Source organism: Serratia sp. TMDUHS_CL, assembly GCF_037137105.1.
Lineage (GTDB): Bacteria > Pseudomonadota > Gammaproteobacteria > Enterobacterales > Enterobacteriaceae > Serratia > Serratia nevei.
Map to the genome: position 1 here is coordinate 109,916 of NZ_JBBBDV010000014.1, position 17,945 is coordinate 127,860.

The window sequence follows — 17,945 nt, forward strand, 5'->3', positions numbered from 1 at the left end:
AACGACCAGCGGATGGTTAGCTGGCGCAATGAGGCGACTATGATAATTCAGGGCGCAAGTGATGTCAGCGGCCGTTTGGCTACGGGATGAACAAACGGCCGCCTGGATGCGAGATTTATGCGCTGCGGCGCAGCAGTCCCTGCTTTTTCAGCCAGATCAGCAAAATCGAGATCGCCGCCGGCGTAATGCCGGAGATGCGCGAAGCCTGGCCGATGGAGTTCGGTTTGTGATCGTTCAACTTGGCGATCACCTCGTTCGACAGTCCCGAAACCTGACGGTAGTCGAGATCCAACGGCAGCAAGGTATTCTCGTTGCGCTGCTGTTTTTCGATCTCTTCCTGCTGACGAGCGATGTAGCCTTCGTATTTGACCTGGATCTCGACCTGTTCAGCGGCTTGCACGTCGTCCAGCGGTGGCGCGAAGGCGTCGGTGCCGGTCAACTGCGCGTAATCCATCTCCGGGCGGCGCAGCAGCTCTTCGCCGTTCGCTTCACGCGACAGCGGTGCTTTCAGCAGCGCATTGACCTGTTCGACGTTCTCGGCGTGCGGGTGCATCCAGATGTCGCGCAGGCGCTGGCGTTCGCGTTCGATTCGCTCCAGCTTCTCGCTGTAACGTGCCCAACGCACGTCGTCCACCAGACCCAGCTCGCGGCCTTTTTCTGTCAGGCGGAGATCGGCGTTGTCTTCGCGCAGCATCAGACGATACTCGGCGCGTGAGGTAAACATGCGGTACGGCTCTTTGGTGCCGAGGGTGCTGAGATCGTCCACCAGCACGCCCAGGTAAGCCTGATCGCGACGTGGCGCCCAGCCTTCTTGTTCGTCGGCGAAGCGCCCGGCGTTCAAACCGGCCAGCAGGCCCTGCGCAGCGGCTTCTTCATACCCGGTGGTGCCGTTGATCTGACCGGCGAAGAACAGCCCCTGAATGAATTTGCTTTCCAAAGTAGGCTTCAGATCGCGCGGATCGAAGAAATCGTACTCGATGGCATAACCAGGGCGAATAATACGCGCGTTCTGCATCCCTTCCATCGAACGGACGATCTGCATTTGCACGTCGAACGGCAGGCTGGTGGAAATCCCGTTAGGGTAAATCTCGTTGCTGGTCAGGCCTTCCGGCTCGAGGAAGATCTGGTGCGCGTTGCGATCGGCAAAACGCATGACCTTGTCTTCGATCGACGGGCAATAACGTGGGCCGATCCCTTCGATGATCCCGGCATACATTGGGCTGCGATCGAGGTTATTGCGGATCACGTCATGGGTTTTTTCATTGGTGTGGGTGATGTAGCACGCCATTTGTTCCGGATGCTGGCTGGCATCGCCCAGGAACGAGAATACCGGTACCGGCGTATCGCCGTGTTGCGGCGCCAGTACGCTGAAATCGATAGTGCGGGCGTCGATGCGCGGCGGCGTACCGGTTTTCAAGCGGTTAACGCGCAGCGGCAGTTCACGCAAACGCTGTGACAGCGAGATCGAAGGAGGATCCCCGGCGCGGCCACCGCTGTAATTTTCCAGACCGATATGGATCTTGCCGTCCAGGAAGGTGCCTACGGTCAATACCACCGCCTTGGCGCGGAATTTCAGACCCATTTGGGTGACGGCGCCCACGACGCGATCGTTTTCGACGATCAGATCCTCAACGGGTTGTTGGAAGATCATCAGGTTGGGCTGGTTCTCCAACGCGGTACGGATCGCCTGGCGATACAGTACGCGATCCGCCTGGGCGCGAGTGGCGCGAACGGCAGGGCCTTTGCTGGCGTTTAGTATCCTAAACTGGATGCCGGCATGGTCGATCGCTGTCGCCATCAGGCCGCCGAGTGCATCAATTTCCTTAACCAGATGCCCTTTACCAATACCGCCAATCGCCGGGTTGCAGGACATCTGTCCCAGCGTATCGATATTGTGTGTCAATAATAAAGTCTGACGTCCCATGCGCGCCGCGGCCATGGCGGCCTCGGTACCTGCATGGCCACCACCGATGATGATGACGTCAAATTGATCTGGATAAAACATGGAACTGCACCTCGCCGTATTGCGAACGATCGTATTTGCCCTGGGGTGGGGGATTCTACTCAAGTTTAGACGATCGACCAAGTGGTCAGGATCGTCGGTAATTAAAAGAAGATCTTTTTTATTTAAAGATCTCTTTATTAGATCTCTTATTAGGATCGCGATCCTCTGTGGATAAGTGACTATTCACGATGAAGATCAGCAGATTAAGGAGGATCGTTTGCTGTGAATGATCGGTGATCCCGACGCAGATAAGCTGGGATCTAAAAGGCTTGTTATGCACAGGACAAAAAGCGAACAACGGTTGTTATTGGGATAACTACGGCTTTTACCCTGCTTTTAAGCATAGTTATCCACAATCGTTCGCGCGATCTTTAGACGAATTAGAGTAAATTAATCCAGGTTTTTACCCATTCCTCGGCCGGATCCTCGGGAATTTCATGCTCGGTCACGTCGATCTCGAGACGATCGCCGATCCTTTTAGCGCCTCTGGCGATCAACAGATCGTCGATCTGTTTGATCGCGCCGCAGAAGGTGTCGTATTCCGAACTGCCCAAACCGACGGCGCCGAACTGCACCTCGGAAAGATCCGGCTGTTGTTCGGCGATCTGCTCCAGCAACGGCTGAAGGTTATCCGGCAGTTCGCCGGCGCCGTGCGTGGAAGAGACCACCAGCCAGCGACCGGTCAACGGCAGCTCATCCAGTTCAGGGCCGTGCAGCATCTCGGTAGAGAAACCCGCGTCTTCCAGCTTTTCAGCCAAATGTTCAGCCACGTATTCGGCGCTGCCAAGCGTACTGCCACTGATCAGAGTAATGTCTGCCATGAACCAACGATCCCAACCTTCTCACTCAAAGTGGCTGCATTGTACGCTGTGAATCGGCTGGGATCTACCTGTGGATAATGTGGGTATGCAATTTGGCGGGTTACGGCACGATGGTACGCATAATGGGGTTCTGCAGCGAGATCAGCGTTTCGGTAGACTGGATCTCGTCGATGGTCTGGATCTTGTTGATAAGTACCTGTTGCAGCGCGTCGATCGATCGACACATCACCTTGATAAAGACGCTGTAGTGGCCGGTGGTGTAATAGGCTTCCACCACTTCTTCCAGGCTTTCCAGCTTCTTCAGCGCCGAAGGATAGTCTTTGGCGCTCTTTAATATGATGCCGATAAAGCAGCACACGTCGTAGCCCAGCTGTTTGGGGCTGACGTCGATGCGCGCGCCGGTGATGATCCCGGCCTGTTTCATCTTCTCTACCCGCACATGAATGGTGCCGGGGCTGACGGCGAAGTTTTTCGCCAGTTCGGCGTACGGTGTGCGCGCATTGTCCATCAGAGCGTTGAGGATGCCGCGATCGAGATTATCGATCTGATAAATTTCCGCCATTTAATCCCCCATTAATTAACGATTGTTGAATTCTGTCCGGGTAAAAATGAACGATTAAAAGTGAAAAGGCAATATTGATTAGTGGATATTGAATTGGCGTATCATTTTGTTGCTTAATCGATGGCAACAGAGACAGGTTTACAAGAGATACGGCAATGAAAAAACAGTTTATCCAAAAACAACAACAAATCAGCCAGGTCAAATCCTTCTTCTCCCGCCAGCTGGAGCAACAGCTCGGTCTGATCGAAGTGCAGGCCCCGATCCTCAGCCGTTTGGGCGATGGCACGCAGGATAACCTCTCCGGCAGCGAGAAAGCGGTGCAGGTTAAGGTCAAAACCCTGCCGGACGCCACCTTCGAAGTGGTGCATTCACTGGCGAAATGGAAACGCAAAACCCTGGGTAGCTACGATTTCGGCGCCGGCGAAGGCCTGTACACCCATATGAAGGCGCTGCGCCCGGATGAAGATCGCCTGACGCCTATCCACTCGGTGTACGTCGATCAGTGGGATTGGGAGCGGGTAATGGGCGATGGTGAGCGCAGCCTGGACTACCTGAAAAGCACCGTGCGCAGCATTTACGCCGCCATCAAGGCGACGGAGGCGGAAGTCAGCCGCGAGCATGGTCTGACTCCGTTCCTGCCGGAACAGATCCACTTTGTGCACAGCGAAACCCTGCTGCAGCGCTACCCGGATCTGGACGCCAAAGGGCGCGAGCGGGCGATCGCCAAAGAGCTGGGCGCGGTATTCCTGATCGGCATCGGCGGCAAGCTGTCGCACGGCAAATCGCACGATGTGCGGGCGCCGGATTATGATGACTGGACCACGCCGGCGGCGGATGGCCTGGCGGGCCTGAACGGCGACATCGTGGTGTGGAACCCGGTGCTGCAGGACGCTTTCGAGCTGTCCTCTATGGGCATCCGCGTCGACGCCGCCGCGCTGAAACATCAGCTGGCGCTGACCGGTGACGAAGAGCGCATGAAGCTGGAGTGGCACCAGTCGTTGTTGCGCGGCGATATGCCACAGACCATCGGCGGCGGTATCGGCCAGTCGCGTTTGGTGATGCTGCTGTTGCAACTGTCGCATATCGGCCAGGTGCAGTGCGGCGTGTGGTCGCCGGAAGTGCGCGGGGCGGTCGAAGGCCTGCTCTGATCCTGCCTAGCGCCGCCAGCGGCGCATCAAACGGCTTTTCAGCCCGGTATCAAAGCGCCAGATATGATCGAAGATGCGCATGATGCCGGGTTTGCCGTAGGCGGACATCGCCACCGCATGGAAACGCTGCTGGTGGCTTTGCTGCTGCTGTTTTACCTTCTTTATTACCTCCTCCGGCAATCGCTGGGCGATAAAATCGGAAATGATCACCGCATCGGCGTCGAACCAGCCGCTTTCCGCCATTTTGGTGACGGTGGCGTTCAGGCAGGCCGCCAGATCGGTGCCGCCGCGAAACTGCTGGCCGAGAAAGCGCACCGCCTGTTCGATGCCGCTGGCGGCGGTGAGTTCGTAATGCACGATCTGGTTGGCGAACAGCATGATGTAGCAGCGGCGGTTGTCCGCCAGCGCAATGCGCAGCAGCGCCAGGCAGAACGCCTTGGCGCACTGTTCGTTGAAGCCGCCCATCGATCCTGAGGTGTCCACGCAGACGATAAACGGCCCGCGCGGCTGTTGATCCTGCTGCTGGTGGGTGACCTGGCGGATCAGGATCTGTTCCTGCCAAACGTCGCCCTGCAGGCGGTAGCTCAGCAGCCGCTTTTCCAACAGGCGGCGATAAAACTCGAACTCCAGCTCTTCAATCCCCAGCGTCGCCAGCTCCGGCGGCAGCAGGCGCAGGATGTCATCGCTTTGATGAATGCCGCTCACTTCTTCCGGCAGCGTGGCCGGCACCTGTACCATGACCCTGAACGGTTCGGGCTGCGCGTCCTGTTGCTGCACTGCCTTGGCCTGATAGCTGCGGCCCAGCTGCTGCGCCAACTTTTTCAGCTCTGGCTGCTGCTGCAAAAAGTTGCCGTACTCCACCAGCCGTTGGTAATCACCGCGCTGCAGCTGGCCTTTGCTCATGTCCCACAGCCTGCCGGCGGCGGTGTCGTTCTCCGACAGCAGCGGCTCCAGCGCGCCGCTCAGCGCCAGGCGCTCCTGCAGTTCCGCCATCAGCTGCTCGCGCTCTTGTTCCAGCAGCTGGTGGTGCAGCATGGTGGCCTGCAGCGTCAGGCTGATGCGCCAGCGCTGCAAGAATAGGGTTTGGAAGCTGTCGTCCAGCGGATGATTGGGCAGATCGGCGGCGTCCACCAGCGCGCGCGCCTGTTCATAAAACGGCGAGACCAGCTGGCGCAGCAGCTCCATCGTGTCGTTGAGGTTGTGATAGAACTGGGTGTTATTCTCCAGTTGGCACTGTTGGTAGCGGTAAAATTCCTGCGCCAGCGCCGGCGGCACCATGGCCTCCTGCAGACGCTCCTTGAGCTGCAGTTTCCAGCGTGGCAGATCGCGATCCAGCGCCCGGCGAATGGCCGGAAACTTTTTAAAGAACACCGACAGCTGCGGCGCCGCCAGCATGCCGACGATCATCTCCTCGATCATCTCGCCTTCGGTGATCGCCAGCAGCAGATCGAGCGTCTCCAGACTGAGCATGGTTACTGGCCGCGCATTTGCTGCAGTTGCTGTTTAACCTGCTCTGCCACCTGCAGCAGACTGGCTTCGATCTTGGCCAGGCCGGCGGCGGGGGTGAACAGACAGGGCTGATGCTGGCTGAAGGCGCGGCGCTGCTCCGCCAGGCGCTGGGCCAACGCGTCCATTTCATCCAGCAGCGCCTGCGGCGTGGCGGTGGCCTGTTTGCCCGGCAGCGCCAGCAGCGAAGGCTGGCGGCTGACGTCCAGCACCGTCAGGTGCAGTTGGTCGTCGACCTCCAAATCGATCGGCTGCGCGAAGCCGATACCGTTCAGCTTGGCGCGCACGTCGCCGCCTTTTTGCAGCCAGTTATCCAGCACGCTGCTCTCGATGCTCAGATGGTTGACCTGAATGTCATGCAGCTGCAGCGGTTTTTGCAGCAGCAGAGTGAGAGTGCCGCCGGCGAACGGCGTGGCCGGCGCGTATTGCGGTTTGCGGCTGAACATGCCGCCCTTTTTCACCAGGCTGATGGCCTGCCGGTCGCTTTGTTGTTGCTGATCCTGCAGCCAGCGGGTGTGGATTTGTTGCAGTTGGATCAACATCGACTGCTGCTGATAGGCCGATTCGGTCAGCAGCTGATCGATCTGCTGTTGCAGCAGCTTCAGCGAGGTGAGATCGTGCCACAGGCAGTCTTTCAGCAGCATCAGGTCGAGCGGGGCGATGGCGTCGCGCCCGCTGAAGAAGGCGCAGGCCTGCAGCAGGCGCAGGGCCTTTTTCCAGCGTCGGTCGGAGACGTACGGCGCCTGTTCCAACGCGTCCAGCCGCTGGCGCAGCTGGAAAATCAGTTCAAAGCAGGCTTCCGGCAGCGCCACCTTGTCGATCTGCGGTTGCCACTGCAGAAACTCTTCGTCGCTGACGCTCAGCGCCGCCGGCACCGGGTTTTGGCTCTCGTTCTGGCGGTTGACCAGCAGCGAGCGGAAATTCTGTTTATCCTGCACCTTGTCCAGCCACAGGCGGATCAGCATGCGGTCATACAGGGCTTCGAGGCTGTTGTCTGCTTCGGGCAGTTCGTTGGAGGCGGTGACCAGCAGGCGCAGCGGGATCGGTTCTTCGCTGTTGCCGTTGCGAAAGCGCCGTTCGTTGATCGCCGTCAGCAGGGTGTTGAGGATCGCCGGGCCGGCCTTCCAGATTTCGTCCAGAAACACGATCTCCGCTTCCGGCAGGTAGCCGGTTGTCAGGCGCTGATAGCGCCCTTCATCTTTCAGCGCCTGAATAGAGAGCGGGCCGAAGACCTCTTCCGGCGTGGAAAATCGCGTCATCAGGTATTCAAAGGAACGGGCGTTGCGGAAGGCAAACTTCAGCCGGCGCGCGATCAGGCTCTTGGCGATGCCGGGCGGGCCGAGCAGGAATACGCTTTCGCCGCTCAGCGCCGCGAGCAGGCACAGGCGGATCGCTTCTTGCCGCTCATAAAGACCGCTCTCCAGCGCGCTGCTGAGGCGGGAAATTCGTTCTGCCAGAAGGGATGATGGCGTCATATAATTGTCGCATTGTCCGAGAGTTAGCCAATCTTGGTCGATAATCCGATGATAAACCACCATTATTTTTAGTGGTATAGCTTATTGATTAGTAATATTTTTCTAAGCTGTGTCGGATATCCGGTTCACATTTTGTTTATTTTTCGGCTCTGATATAAGGGTAGGCAAGGCGTATAAATGGTGCATACTGTGCGGCTTTCTGGTGGGCGTGACGGATCTTTGAGCCCGTATTTTGCCTGATGCGGATGCATCGCTAACGGATGTTCTGATAAAGAAACGAATTATGAGCGCAGAGCATAAGCAGTCCTTATCGGCGGTAACCCTGGCGGCCATCGGCGTGGTCTACGGTGATATCGGCACCAGCCCTCTCTATACGCTGAGAGAGTGTTTCTCCGGCCATTACGGCTTCGATGTTCGTCCAGACGTGGTTTTCGGCTTCCTGTCGCTGATTTTCTGGATGCTGATCGTGATCGTTTCCCTCAAATATCTCACCTACGTGATGCGCGCGGACAACGCCGGCGAGGGCGGTATCCTGACGCTGATGTCGCTGGCCGGGCGCAACACCTCGGCGCGCACTACCGCCGTGCTGGTGATACTGGGCCTGATCGGCGGCAGCTTCTTCTATGGCGAGGTGGTGATCACCCCGGCTATCTCGGTGATGTCGGCGATCGAGGGGCTGGAAATCGCCGCGCCTGCGCTTGACGCCTATATCGTGCCGCTCTCCATTCTGGTACTGACGCTGCTGTTCGCCATTCAAAAGCACGGCACCGGCAGCGTTGGCAAGCTGTTCGCTCCGGTGATGCTGCTGTGGTTCATCGTGTTGGCGGTGCTGGGCGCGCGCAGCATCATTTCGAACCCGGAAGTGCTGCAGGCGCTGAACCCCAAATGGGCGCTCAACTTCTTCATGGAATATAAGAAGGTATCGTTCTTCGCGCTGGGGGCGGTGGTGCTGTCGATCACCGGCGTCGAGGCGCTGTATGCCGATATGGGGCACTTCGGCAAGTTCCCGATTCGCCTGGCCTGGTTCACCGTGGTGTTGCCATCGCTGGTGCTCAACTACTTCGGCCAGGGCGCGCTGCTGCTGAAAAACCCGGAGGCGATCAAAAACCCGTTCTTCCTGCTGGCACCCGACTGGGCGCTGATCCCGCTGCTGATTCTGGCGACCCTGGCAACGGTTATCGCCTCGCAGGCGGTGATTTCCGGCGTCTTCTCGCTGACTCGCCAGGCGGTGCGTCTGGGCTATCTGTCGCCGATGCGTATCATTCACACCTCGGAAATGGAATCCGGCCAGATCTATATTCCGGTGATCAACTGGACGCTGTACATCTCGGTGGTGCTGGTGATCATCGGCTTCGAACACTCCAGCAATCTGGCGGCGGCGTACGGCATCGCCGTCACCGGCACCATGGTGCTGACCAGCATTCTGGTCACCTCGGTGGCGATCAACAACTGGCACTGGAATCGCTTCCTGGCGATCGGCATCGTGACCATCTTGCTGATCATCGACGTGCCGATGTTCTCCGCCAACGCCCTGAAGCTGTTCTCCGGCGGCTGGTTGCCGCTGACCTTGGCGCTGGTGATGTTCCTCATTATGACCACCTGGAAGAGCGAGCGTTTCCGCCTGCTGCGCCGCCTGCATGAACACGGCAACTCGCTGGAGGCGATGATTGCCTCGCTGGAGAAATCGCCGCCGGTGCGGGTGCCGGGTACCGCGGTGTTCATGTCGCGCGCCACCAACGTCATTCCTTTTGCGCTGCTGCACAACCTGAAGCACAACAAGGTGCTGCATGAGCGCGTGGTGCTGCTGACGCTGCGCACCGAGGATGCGCCTTACGTGCACAACGTGCGCCGGGTGACCATCGAACAGCTGTCGCCAACCTTCTGGCGGGTGGTCGCCAGCTACGGCTGGCGCGAAACGCCGAACGTCGAGGAGGTGTTCCACCGCTGCGGGTTGGAAGGGTTGCCGTGCCGCATGTCGGAGACCTCGTTCTTCATGTCCCATGAATCGCTGATCCTCACCAAGCGGCCGTGGTACCTCTATTTGCGCGGTAAACTGTTCGTCGCCCTGAGCCGCAACGCGCTGCGCGCGCCGGATCAGTTTGAGATCCCGCCGAACCGGGTGATCGAGCTCGGCACGCAGGTCGAGATTTAACCCGCCTGATAAGGGGCTCAGCATGGCTGAGCCCCTTTTGTTTGTGCTTTGTCCGTGCGTGAACGAAACGTTTCGATAGCGATCACACTTCTGCATTGTCCCGGTTGCCTTCCCCTGCCGTTTTTTTAAACTCCCCCAGAGAGCGAAACGTTTCGCTGGCGGAGTGAGAAGATGAAAAAAGGCGTATTACTGAATTCCGACGTGTCTGCCGTGATTGCCCGGCTGGGGCATACCGACCAGCTCACCCTGTGCGATGCGGGCCTGCCGATACCGACGGAAACGCAGCGCATCGATCTGGCGCTGACGCAGGGCGTGCCGACCTTCATGCAGGTGTTCGCGGCGGTCACGCAAGAGATGCAGGTAGAAAGCGCCATCCTGGCGGAAGAGATCGTGAAACAGAATCCGTCGCTCCACGAGGCACTGTTGGCTGAACTGACCGCATTGGGTCAACGCCAGGGCAATACCATCAGCGTGCGCTATATCAGCCATCAGGCGTTTAAAGCGCAAACCGGGCACAGCCGGGCGGTGATCCGCAGCGGGGAGTGTTCGCCTTATGCGAACGTGATCCTGTGCGCCGGCGTAACTTTCTGAGGCGCGTATGCAACCTTTACTGCAACTGAAAGGGATTGATAAAGCCTTTCCCGGCGTGAAGGCGCTTTCCGGCGCTGCCCTCAGCGTCTATCCCGGCAAGGTGATGGCGCTGGTGGGAGAAAACGGCGCCGGGAAGTCCACCATGATGAAAGTGCTGACCGGCATCTACCAGAAAGACGCCGGCAGCCAGTATTTTCTCGGTAAAGAGGTGGCGTTCAACGGGCCTAAGGATTCGCAGGAAGCGGGCATCGGCATTATCCATCAGGAGCTGAACCTGATCCCGCAGCTGACGATTGCGGAAAACATCTTCCTCGGCCGCGAGTTCGTCAACCGTTTCGGCCGCATTGACTGGAAGCGCATGTACGCCGAGGCCGATCGCTTGTTGGCGCGTCTCAATCTGCGCTACAGCAGCCACCGACTGGTGGGCGAACTGTCGATCGGCGATCAGCAGATGGTGGAGATCGCCAAGGTGCTGAGCTTCGAATCGAAAGTGATCATCATGGATGAACCGACCGATGCGCTGACCGACACCGAAACTGCCTCGCTGTTCAAGGTGATCAACGAGCTGAAGGCCGAAGGGCGCGGCATCGTGTATATCTCGCACCGCCTGAAAGAGATTTTTGAAATCTGCGACGACGTGACCGTATTCCGCGACGGGCAGTTTATCGCCGAGCGGCCGGTGAGCGAGCTGCAGGAAGATTCGCTGATTGAGATGATGGTCGGCCGCAAGCTGGAAGAGCAGTACCCGCGCCTGGATTTGCCGCGCGGGGAAAAACGGCTGGACGTCAGCCACCTTTCCGGCCCCGGCGTTGAAGACGTCAGCTTTACGCTGTACCGCGGCGAGATCCTCGGCGTGGCCGGGCTGATGGGCGCCGGGCGCACCGAATTGATGAAAATCCTGTACGGCGCCGCCCCGCGCAAGGCCGGCACCGTCAGCCTGGACGGCCGCGACGTGGTCACCCATTCGCCGCAGGACGGGTTGGCGAACGGCATCGTCTATATCTCGGAAGACCGCAAACGCGACGGCCTGGTGCTGGGCATGTCGGTGAAGGAAAACATGTCGCTGACCGCGCTGCGCTATTTCAGCCGCGCCGACGGCAGCCTGAAACAGGCCGACGAGCGGCAGGCGGTGGGGGATTTCATCCGGCTGTTCAATATCAAAACGCCGTCGATGGAGCAGCCGATCGGTCTGCTTTCCGGCGGCAATCAGCAAAAAGTGGCGATCGCCCGCGGCCTGATGACCCGGCCGAAGGTACTGATCCTCGATGAGCCGACGCGCGGCGTCGACGTTGGCGCCAAAAAAGAGATCTATCAGTTAATCAACCAGTTCAAGCAGGAAGGGCTGAGCATCATTCTGGTGTCTTCGGAAATGCCGGAGGTGATGGGCATGAGCGATCGCATTCTGGTGATGCACGAAGGGCATCTCAGCGGCGAGTTCCCGATTGAACAGGCCACCCAGGAAGCGTTGATGGCGGCAGCCGTCGGCAAGCAATACGGCGTAAAGCAGGAGTAATCAGATATGAGTTCCCAGACTATCGCAGCTAAGCGCTGGTTCAGTAAAGAGTGGCTGTTAGAGCAGAAGTCGTTGATTGCGCTGCTGGTGCTGATCGCCGTGGTCTCTTCCATGAGCCCGAACTTCTTCACCCTGAACAACCTGTTCAATATTCTGCAGCAGACCTCGGTGAACGCCATCATGGCGGTGGGGATGACGCTGGTGATCCTCACCTCCGGCATCGATCTGTCGGTAGGATCGCTGCTGGCGCTGACCGGCGCGGTGGCGGCGTCGATCGTCGGCTTTGAGGTCAACGCGCTGGTGGCGGTGGCGGCGGCACTGGCGCTGGGCGCCGCGGTTGGCGCCTGCACCGGGGTGATCGTCGCCAAAGGCAAAGTGCAGGCCTTTATCGCCACGCTGGTGATGATGCTGCTGCTGCGCGGCGTCACCATGGTGTACACCAATGGCAGCCCGGTCAACACCGGTTTCACCGACGTGGCCGACACCTTCGGCTGGTTCGGCATCGGCCGCCCGCTGGGCGTGCCTACGCCGATCTGGATCATGGCGATCGTGTTCATCGCCGCCTGGTATATGCTGCATCATACGCGCCTGGGCCGCTATATTTATGCCCTGGGCGGCAACGAAGCGGCGACCCGCCTCTCCGGCATCAGCGTCGATAAAGTGAAGATTATCGTCTACTCGCTGTGCGGCCTGCTGGCGGCGCTGGCCGGGGTGATCGAAGTGGCGCGCCTGTCGTCGGCGCAGCCGACCGCCGGCACCGGCTATGAGCTGGACGCCATCGCCGCCGTGGTGCTGGGCGGCACCAGCCTGGCCGGCGGCAAGGGCCGCATCGTCGGCACGCTGATCGGGGCGCTGATCCTCGGCTTCCTGAACAACGGCCTGAATTTACTGGGTGTTTCTTCCTACTACCAAATGATCGTGAAGGCAGTGGTGATACTGCTGGCGGTTCTGGTAGATAACAAAAGCAACAAGTAACCTCCCCCTACAGGAATCACGATGATGAAAATGAAAAAACTGGCAACCTTAGCTTCCGCCATCGCGCTGAGCGCCACCCTGAGCGCCAATGCCATGGCCAAAGACACCATCGCGCTGGTGGTGTCCACCCTCAACAACCCGTTCTTCGTCTCGATGAAGGACGGTGCACAGCAAGAGGCCAACAAGCTGGGCTACAACCTGGTGGTGCTGGATTCCCAGAACAACCCGGCGAAAGAGCTGGCCAACGTGCAGGATCTGATGGTGCGCGCGCCCAAGCTGCTGCTGATCAACCCGACCGACTCCGACGCGGTAGGCAACGCCATCAAGATGGCCAACCAGGCTAAGATCCCGGTCATTACGCTGGACCGCGTGGCGAGCAAGGGTGACGTAGTGAGCCACATCGCTTCGGATAACCGCGTGGGCGGCAAAATGGCCGGCGACTTCATCGCCAAGAAAGTGGGTGCCGATGCCAAGGTGATTCAGCTGGAAGGCATCGCCGGCACTTCCGCCGCGCGTGAACGCGGTGAAGGCTTCAAACAGTCGCTGGATCAGAATAAATTCAAACTGTTGGCCAGCCAGCCGGCCGACTTTGATCGCACCAAGGGGTTGAACGTGATGCAGAACCTGCTGACTGCGCACCCGGATGTGCAGGCGGTGTTCGCTCAGAACGATGAAATGGCGCTGGGTGCGCTGCGCGCGCTGCAAACCGCCGGAAAAACCGACGTGATCGTGGTAGGCTTCGACGGCACCGCCGACGGCGTGAAAGCGGTCGAAAGCGGCAAGCTGGCGGCGACCGTGGCGCAGCGTCCCGATCAGATCGGCGTGATCGGTGTGGAAACCGCCGATAAAGTGCTGAAAGGCGAAAAAGTGCCGGCGACCATTCCGGTCGATTTGAAACTGGTCACTCAGTAAGTCATACCAGCGCCATCGGAACGGGGCGTTTACGATGGCGCGCAATTCAGGAATCAATGCGATGGAAACAGGTAAGCTGGTGGTTCTTGGCAGCATCAATGCCGACCATATCCTCAATATTGAACAGTTCCCCCACCCGGGCGAAACGGTGATCGGGAAACAGTATAAGGTGGCGTTTGGCGGCAAGGGCGCGAATCAGGCGGTGGCGGCCGGGCGCAGCGGGGCGGAGATCGCCTTTATCGCCTGCGTGGGCGCTGACGACATCGGCGAACGTGTCCGCCGGCAGCTGGCGAGCGATCGCATTGATACCCAACCGATTGAAGCCATCGCCGACAGCACCACCGGCGTGGCGCTGATCTTCGTCAACGCCGAAGGCGAGAACGTGATCGGCATCGATGCCGGCGCCAACGCCGCGGTGACGCCGGATTACCTGGCGCGCTACCAACAAAAAGTGATCGATGCCGACGCTTTGCTGATGCAGTTGGAGTCGCCGCTGGATACGGTGATCGCCGCCGCCCGCCTGGCGAAGCAGCATCACACGCAAGTGATCCTCAACCCGGCCCCGGCGCGTGAGCTGCCGGACGAGCTGCTGGGCATGATCGATATGATCACTCCGAATGAAACCGAAGCCCAGCGCCTGACCGGCATCGCCGTGGACAACGACGCCGATGCGGCGCGCGCGGCGCAGGCGCTGCACGACAAGGGCATCGCGACGGTGATCATCACCCTTGGCAGCCGCGGCGTGTGGCTGAGCGAAAACGGCAACGGCAAACTGGTGCCCGGCTTCAAGGTGCAAGCGGTGGATACCATCGCCGCCGGCGATACCTTTAACGGTGCGCTGGTCACTGCCCTGTTGGAAGGCAAGGTCATGGCCGATGCGGTGCGTTTCGCCCATGCGGCGGCGGCGATCGCCGTGACCCGCCCTGGCGCGCAGCCTTCGGTGCCGTGGCGTGAAGAGATCGACGCCTTCTTGCAGCAGCAGGGGTGATCCTTTGGCCACCATGAAAGATGTCGCCCGCCTGGCGGGCGTTTCAACCTCTACCGTTTCGCATGTGGTCAACAACAATCGCTTTGTCAGCGACAGCGTGCGCGACAAGGTCATGGCGGCCGTGGAACAGCTGAACTATGCGCCTTCCGCGCTGGCGCGCAGCCTGAAGCTCAATCAGACGCGCACCATCGGCATGCTGGTGACCGCCAGTAACAACCCGTTTTATGCCGAAGTGGTGCGTGGCGTGGAGCGCAGCTGCTATGAACGCGGCTACAGCCTGATCCTGTGCAACACCGAAGAAGACGCCGCGCGCATGAACCGCAGTATGGAGACGCTGCTGCAAAAGCGCGTCGACGGTTTGCTGCTGATGTGCACCGAAAACCACCGGCCATCGCAAGATGCCCTGAGCCGCTACCCGTCACTGCCGATCGTCATGATGGACTGGGCGCCGTTCGAGGGCGCCAACGACATTATTCAGGATAACTCGCTGCTGGGCGGCGAGATGGCGACCGATCATCTGATCGCCTGCGGTTACCGCAAGATCGCCTGCATCGCCGGCCCGCAGGATAAAACCACCGCCCGTCACCGACTGGAAGGCTATCGCAACGCGATGCGGCGCGCCGGATTGCCGGTTCCGCCAGGATATGAAGTGCATTGCGACTTTGAGTTTGAGGGCGGCGTGAACGCCATGCGCCAACTGCTGGCGCTGGACGAGCCGCCGCATGCGGTGTTCGCCGGTAACGACGCGGTGGCGGTGGGCGTTTATCAGGCGCTATATCAGGCCGGGCTTTCCGTGCCGCAGGATATGGCGGTGATGGGCTACGATGACATTGAGTTGGCGCGTTATCTGGCGCCGCCGCTGAGCACCATTCATCAGCCGAAGGATTCGTTGGGCGAACTGGCGATCGATGCGCTGATCAATCGCCTGCAAAACCCGGAGCGCGCGCCCCAGGTGCTGGTGCTGACGCCCGAGCTGGTGGAACGCGCCTCGGTGGGCCGCCGTTAACTGGCCGCCTTCGCTTCTTTCTTGCTTTCCTGGCCGCTGATCAAATTGCGGCCATCCTTCCTTCTCAGCAACATAAACACCAGCGCCGACGCCACGGTGACGATCCCCATGGTGACAAAGGTGTAATGGAAGTGGTCGATCATGGTGCCTAACGACAGGGATTCGTAAAAACGCAGCACCGCCGCGCTGATTGCCACGCCGAAGCTGATGGACAGCTGCTGGGTGACCGCCAGGACGCTGTTGCCGGCGCTGGCGTTGGCGTCGTTCAAATCCGCCAGGCTGATGGTGTTCATGGCGGTGAACTGGGTGGACATCGCCATGCCCAGCACGAACAGCGGCAGGATCATCAGCCACAGCGGCATGCCCGGGCTTTGCAGGGCGAACTGGGCGATCAGCACCCCGATGATAACGGTGATGCCGACCAGCGTTTTACGGTAGCCGAACCAGCGCAGCACCTGAGTGACGGTGGATTTCGCCATCAGCGAACCGATGGCGGTCGGCGCCATCATGCAGCCGGCGACGATCGCCGTATAACCGAATCCCACCTGCAGCATGAGCGGCATTAAAAACGGCACGCAGCCGGTTCCCAGCCTGGAGGCGACGTTGCCGGCGATACCGACCGAGAAGGTGCGGGTTTTGAACAGGTCGAGACCGATCAGCGGCTGAGGATGGCGGCGTGCGTGCGCGATATAGCCGAACAGCATCACGAAGCCGCTGAGCAGAATGCCCAGCGAAACGTAGCTCGCCAGCACCCGCTCGCCAAACAGCTCCAGCCCGGTAGAGATCAGCACCAGGCTCAGGCCGAACAGCATAAAGCCAAGGAAATCGAAGCGGCGCTTGGGCGTGGTGAAGTCCGGCATGTACTTGCGCGCATAGAAGATGCCGAGCAGGCCGATAGGGATATTGATCAGGAAAATCCAGTGCCAGGTGGCGTAGGTGACCAGCCAGCCGCCCAGCAGCGGCCCGAGAATCGGCCCGACCAGGCCGGGCATGGTGACGAAGTTCAGCACCGGCAGCAGTTCGCTGCGCGGGTAGGCGCGCAGCAGCGCCAACCGTGCAACCGGCATCATCATCGCGCCGCCGATGCCTTGCAGCACGCGAGAGGCGACCAGCACGCTTAACGTAGGGGACAGGGCGCACAGCAGCGAGCCGAGGGTGAATAACGTCACGGCGAAGATGAACACGCGGCGGGTGCCGAAGCGGTCCGCCAGCCAGCCGCTGACCGGGATCAGCATCGCCACCGTCAGCGTGTAGCTGATGACGGCTGATTGCATCGCCAGCGGTGAACGCCCCAGGCTTTGGGCGATCGCCGGCAGCGCGGTGTTAAGGATGGTGGCGTCCAGCGCCTGCATAAAGAACGCCATTGCGGCGATCCACGGTAGTCCTGCCATACTGCGCGCGGATTGGGTCATGGTCGGTCCTGGTTAAATGGTCGTCTGTCCCTCGTCTCTTTCTTCTATATATAAGCGGGGAGCGTGTCTAGTCTTTCTCTTTCAGCAGCACCTGGCAGGCGACGAGCGCGCCGGCGCTGTCTCCGGCGAGTATCGCATCGACGATAGCCTGATGATGGCGCAGCTTGATCACTTCATTGCCGGTGATGGCGCGGAAGTAGCTTTGGTACACCGAACTGAACAGGTTGGCGAACGAGGTCAGGAACGGGTTGCCGCTGGCCTCGTAGATGAGCTGGTGGAATTGGGTATCGACCTGGATCCAACGCTCGCGATCAAACTGGGTATGCAGCGCGCGCATTTCCGCCATCAGCTCCGCCAGCAGCTTGGTTTGCTGCGGGCTGGCGTGGTTTGCCGCCAACGCGCAGGCCTGCGGCTCCAGCGAAGTGCGCAGGATAAGGAAGTGTTGCATCACCTGATCGAAGTTTTCCCGCGTCATCCACCAGGTCAGTAAATCCTGGTCGAGAAAATTCCATTGGCTTTGCGGCATCACGCGGGTGCCGATACGTGGGCGCGGCAACAACATGCCTTTGGCGGCTAACATCTTTACCGCTTCGCGTACTGCGGTGCGGCTGACGCCGAATTGCTCGCCCAGTTCCATTTCACCGGGCAGGATGCTGCCGGCCTGATAATCGCCCGCCAGAATTTGTTGGCCGAGTTTCTCTGCAAGCAGATAAGAAAGATTGCGTTGGGCGGCCTGTTGTTGTGCATTTAGCGGCATGGCTGCGGGTCCTTACTGACATCGTTATTTCTATTTTACTCCAGTGATCGCCAGCTTTTATGGCTGTTTGCCGGAAAAAGTGACATAAATTCGTCGCTTTTTCGCCCTTTTGTTGAAAAAAC

The 17,945-nt window shown here is 59.6% G+C and carries 15 protein-coding genes; 8 read left to right on the top strand and 7 right to left on the bottom strand.

Annotated features, from left to right (window positions below; genetic code table 11):
- Positions 1-115: 115 nt before the first annotated feature.
- The 3 genes from mnmG to asnC form a co-directional block, all read right to left on the bottom strand.
- On the bottom strand, positions 116-2,005 hold the full coding sequence (mnmG, locus tag WCL58_RS21755) for a tRNA uridine-5-carboxymethylaminomethyl(34) synthesis enzyme MnmG (RefSeq protein WP_060434926.1): 1,890 nt from the start codon (positions 2,003-2,005) through the stop codon (positions 116-118).
- Positions 2,006-2,385: 380 nt separating this feature from the next.
- Positions 2,386-2,826 (bottom strand): FMN-binding protein MioC, encoded by a 441-nt coding sequence (gene mioC / locus WCL58_RS21760; protein WP_025304736.1) that lies wholly within the window; start codon positions 2,824-2,826, stop codon positions 2,386-2,388.
- A 100-nt stretch (positions 2,827-2,926) separates the two neighbouring features.
- On the bottom strand, positions 2,927-3,388 hold the full coding sequence (gene asnC, locus WCL58_RS21765; protein ID WP_004933786.1) for a transcriptional regulator AsnC: 462 nt from the start codon (positions 3,386-3,388) through the stop codon (positions 2,927-2,929).
- 155 nt (positions 3,389-3,543) lie between these two features.
- On the opposite strand from asnC, the gene asnA reads away from it, so the two are divergent.
- On the top strand, positions 3,544-4,536 hold the full coding sequence (gene asnA, locus WCL58_RS21770) for an aspartate--ammonia ligase (RefSeq protein WP_041037361.1): 993 nt from the start codon (positions 3,544-3,546) through the stop codon (positions 4,534-4,536).
- A gap of 6 nt (positions 4,537-4,542) precedes the next feature.
- Here the strand turns inward: asnA and viaA are convergent, their stop codons facing one another.
- Both viaA and ravA read right to left on the bottom strand, forming a co-directional pair.
- On the bottom strand, positions 4,543-6,006 hold the full coding sequence (viaA, locus tag WCL58_RS21775) for an ATPase RavA stimulator ViaA (RefSeq protein ID WP_049200559.1): 1,464 nt from the start codon (positions 6,004-6,006) through the stop codon (positions 4,543-4,545).
- Positions 6,007-6,008: 2 nt separating this feature from the next.
- Positions 6,009-7,517: an ATPase RavA gene (ravA, locus tag WCL58_RS21780; RefSeq protein WP_087762477.1), complete on the bottom strand. Its 1,509-nt coding sequence runs from the start codon at positions 7,515-7,517 to the stop codon at positions 6,009-6,011.
- 283 nt (positions 7,518-7,800) lie between these two features.
- On the opposite strand from ravA, the gene kup reads away from it, so the two are divergent.
- The 7 genes from kup to rbsR all read left to right on the top strand — a co-directional run bounded on the left by kup (position 7,801) and on the right by rbsR (position 15,654).
- Positions 7,801-9,669, top strand: a complete 1,869-nt coding sequence (kup, locus tag WCL58_RS21785) for a low affinity potassium transporter Kup (RefSeq protein WP_049200553.1) — start codon at positions 7,801-7,803, stop codon at positions 9,667-9,669.
- A gap of 171 nt (positions 9,670-9,840) precedes the next feature.
- Positions 9,841-10,260, top strand: a complete 420-nt coding sequence (gene rbsD / locus WCL58_RS21790; RefSeq protein ID WP_060441271.1) for a D-ribose pyranase — start codon at positions 9,841-9,843, stop codon at positions 10,258-10,260.
- Positions 10,261-10,267: 7 nt separating this feature from the next.
- Positions 10,268-11,773: a ribose ABC transporter ATP-binding protein RbsA gene (gene rbsA, locus WCL58_RS21795; protein ID WP_038876049.1), complete on the top strand. Its 1,506-nt coding sequence runs from the start codon at positions 10,268-10,270 to the stop codon at positions 11,771-11,773.
- A gap of 6 nt (positions 11,774-11,779) precedes the next feature.
- A complete protein-coding gene (rbsC, locus tag WCL58_RS21800) occupies positions 11,780-12,748 on the top strand; it encodes a ribose ABC transporter permease (RefSeq protein ID WP_019455467.1) in 969 nt (322 codons plus the stop codon).
- A gap of 24 nt (positions 12,749-12,772) precedes the next feature.
- Entirely contained in the window at positions 12,773-13,660 is an 888-nt protein-coding gene (gene rbsB / locus WCL58_RS21805) for a ribose ABC transporter substrate-binding protein RbsB (protein ID WP_197658609.1), read from the top strand.
- Between the two features lie 61 nt (positions 13,661-13,721).
- Positions 13,722-14,648, top strand: a complete 927-nt coding sequence (gene rbsK / locus WCL58_RS21810; RefSeq protein WP_060424389.1) for a ribokinase — start codon at positions 13,722-13,724, stop codon at positions 14,646-14,648.
- Positions 14,649-14,652: 4 nt separating this feature from the next.
- Positions 14,653-15,654 carry a ribose operon transcriptional repressor RbsR gene (gene rbsR / locus WCL58_RS21815; protein WP_016929629.1) on the top strand — a complete coding sequence of 334 codons (1,002 nt, stop codon included), beginning with the start codon at positions 14,653-14,655 and terminating at the stop codon, positions 15,652-15,654.
- Here the strand turns inward: rbsR and mdtD are convergent.
- Positions 15,651-17,066, bottom strand: coding sequence for a multidrug transporter subunit MdtD (gene mdtD, locus WCL58_RS21820; protein WP_336851594.1), 1,416 nt, complete (start codon positions 17,064-17,066; stop codon positions 15,651-15,653). The two genes, rbsR and mdtD, sit on opposite strands and share 4 nt — an antisense overlap.
- A 67-nt stretch (positions 17,067-17,133) precedes the next feature.
- Positions 17,134-17,823 carry a FadR/GntR family transcriptional regulator gene (locus WCL58_RS21825; protein ID WP_033636503.1) on the bottom strand — a complete coding sequence of 230 codons (690 nt, stop codon included), beginning with the start codon at positions 17,821-17,823 and terminating at the stop codon, positions 17,134-17,136.
- Positions 17,824-17,945 lie beyond the last annotated feature (122 nt).

Coding starts and splice junctions, on each gene's coding strand:
- asnA (WP_041037361.1), top strand. CDS start 3,544: ATGAAAAAACAGTTTATCCAAAAACAACAACAAATCAGCCAGGTCAAA.
- rbsD (WP_060441271.1), top strand. CDS start 9,841: ATGAAAAAAGGCGTATTACTGAATTCCGACGTGTCTGCCGTGATTGCC.
- kup (WP_049200553.1), top strand. CDS start 7,801: ATGAGCGCAGAGCATAAGCAGTCCTTATCGGCGGTAACCCTGGCGGCC.
- rbsK (WP_060424389.1), top strand. CDS start 13,722: ATGGAAACAGGTAAGCTGGTGGTTCTTGGCAGCATCAATGCCGACCAT.
- rbsA (WP_038876049.1), top strand. CDS start 10,268: ATGCAACCTTTACTGCAACTGAAAGGGATTGATAAAGCCTTTCCCGGC.
- rbsB (WP_197658609.1), top strand. CDS start 12,773: ATGAAAATGAAAAAACTGGCAACCTTAGCTTCCGCCATCGCGCTGAGC.
- mioC (WP_025304736.1), bottom strand. CDS start 2,826: ATGGCAGACATTACTCTGATCAGTGGCAGTACGCTTGGCAGCGCCGAA.
- mdtD (WP_336851594.1), bottom strand. CDS start 17,066: ATGACCCAATCCGCGCGCAGTATGGCAGGACTACCGTGGATCGCCGCA.
- viaA (WP_049200559.1), bottom strand. CDS start 6,006: ATGCTCAGTCTGGAGACGCTCGATCTGCTGCTGGCGATCACCGAAGGC.
- ravA (WP_087762477.1), bottom strand. CDS start 7,517: ATGACGCCATCATCCCTTCTGGCAGAACGAATTTCCCGCCTCAGCAGC.
- rbsC (WP_019455467.1), top strand. CDS start 11,780: ATGAGTTCCCAGACTATCGCAGCTAAGCGCTGGTTCAGTAAAGAGTGG.
- asnC (WP_004933786.1), bottom strand. CDS start 3,388: ATGGCGGAAATTTATCAGATCGATAATCTCGATCGCGGCATCCTCAAC.
- mnmG (WP_060434926.1), bottom strand. CDS start 2,005: ATGTTTTATCCAGATCAATTTGACGTCATCATCATCGGTGGTGGCCAT.
- WCL58_RS21825 (WP_033636503.1), bottom strand. CDS start 17,823: ATGCCGCTAAATGCACAACAACAGGCCGCCCAACGCAATCTTTCTTAT.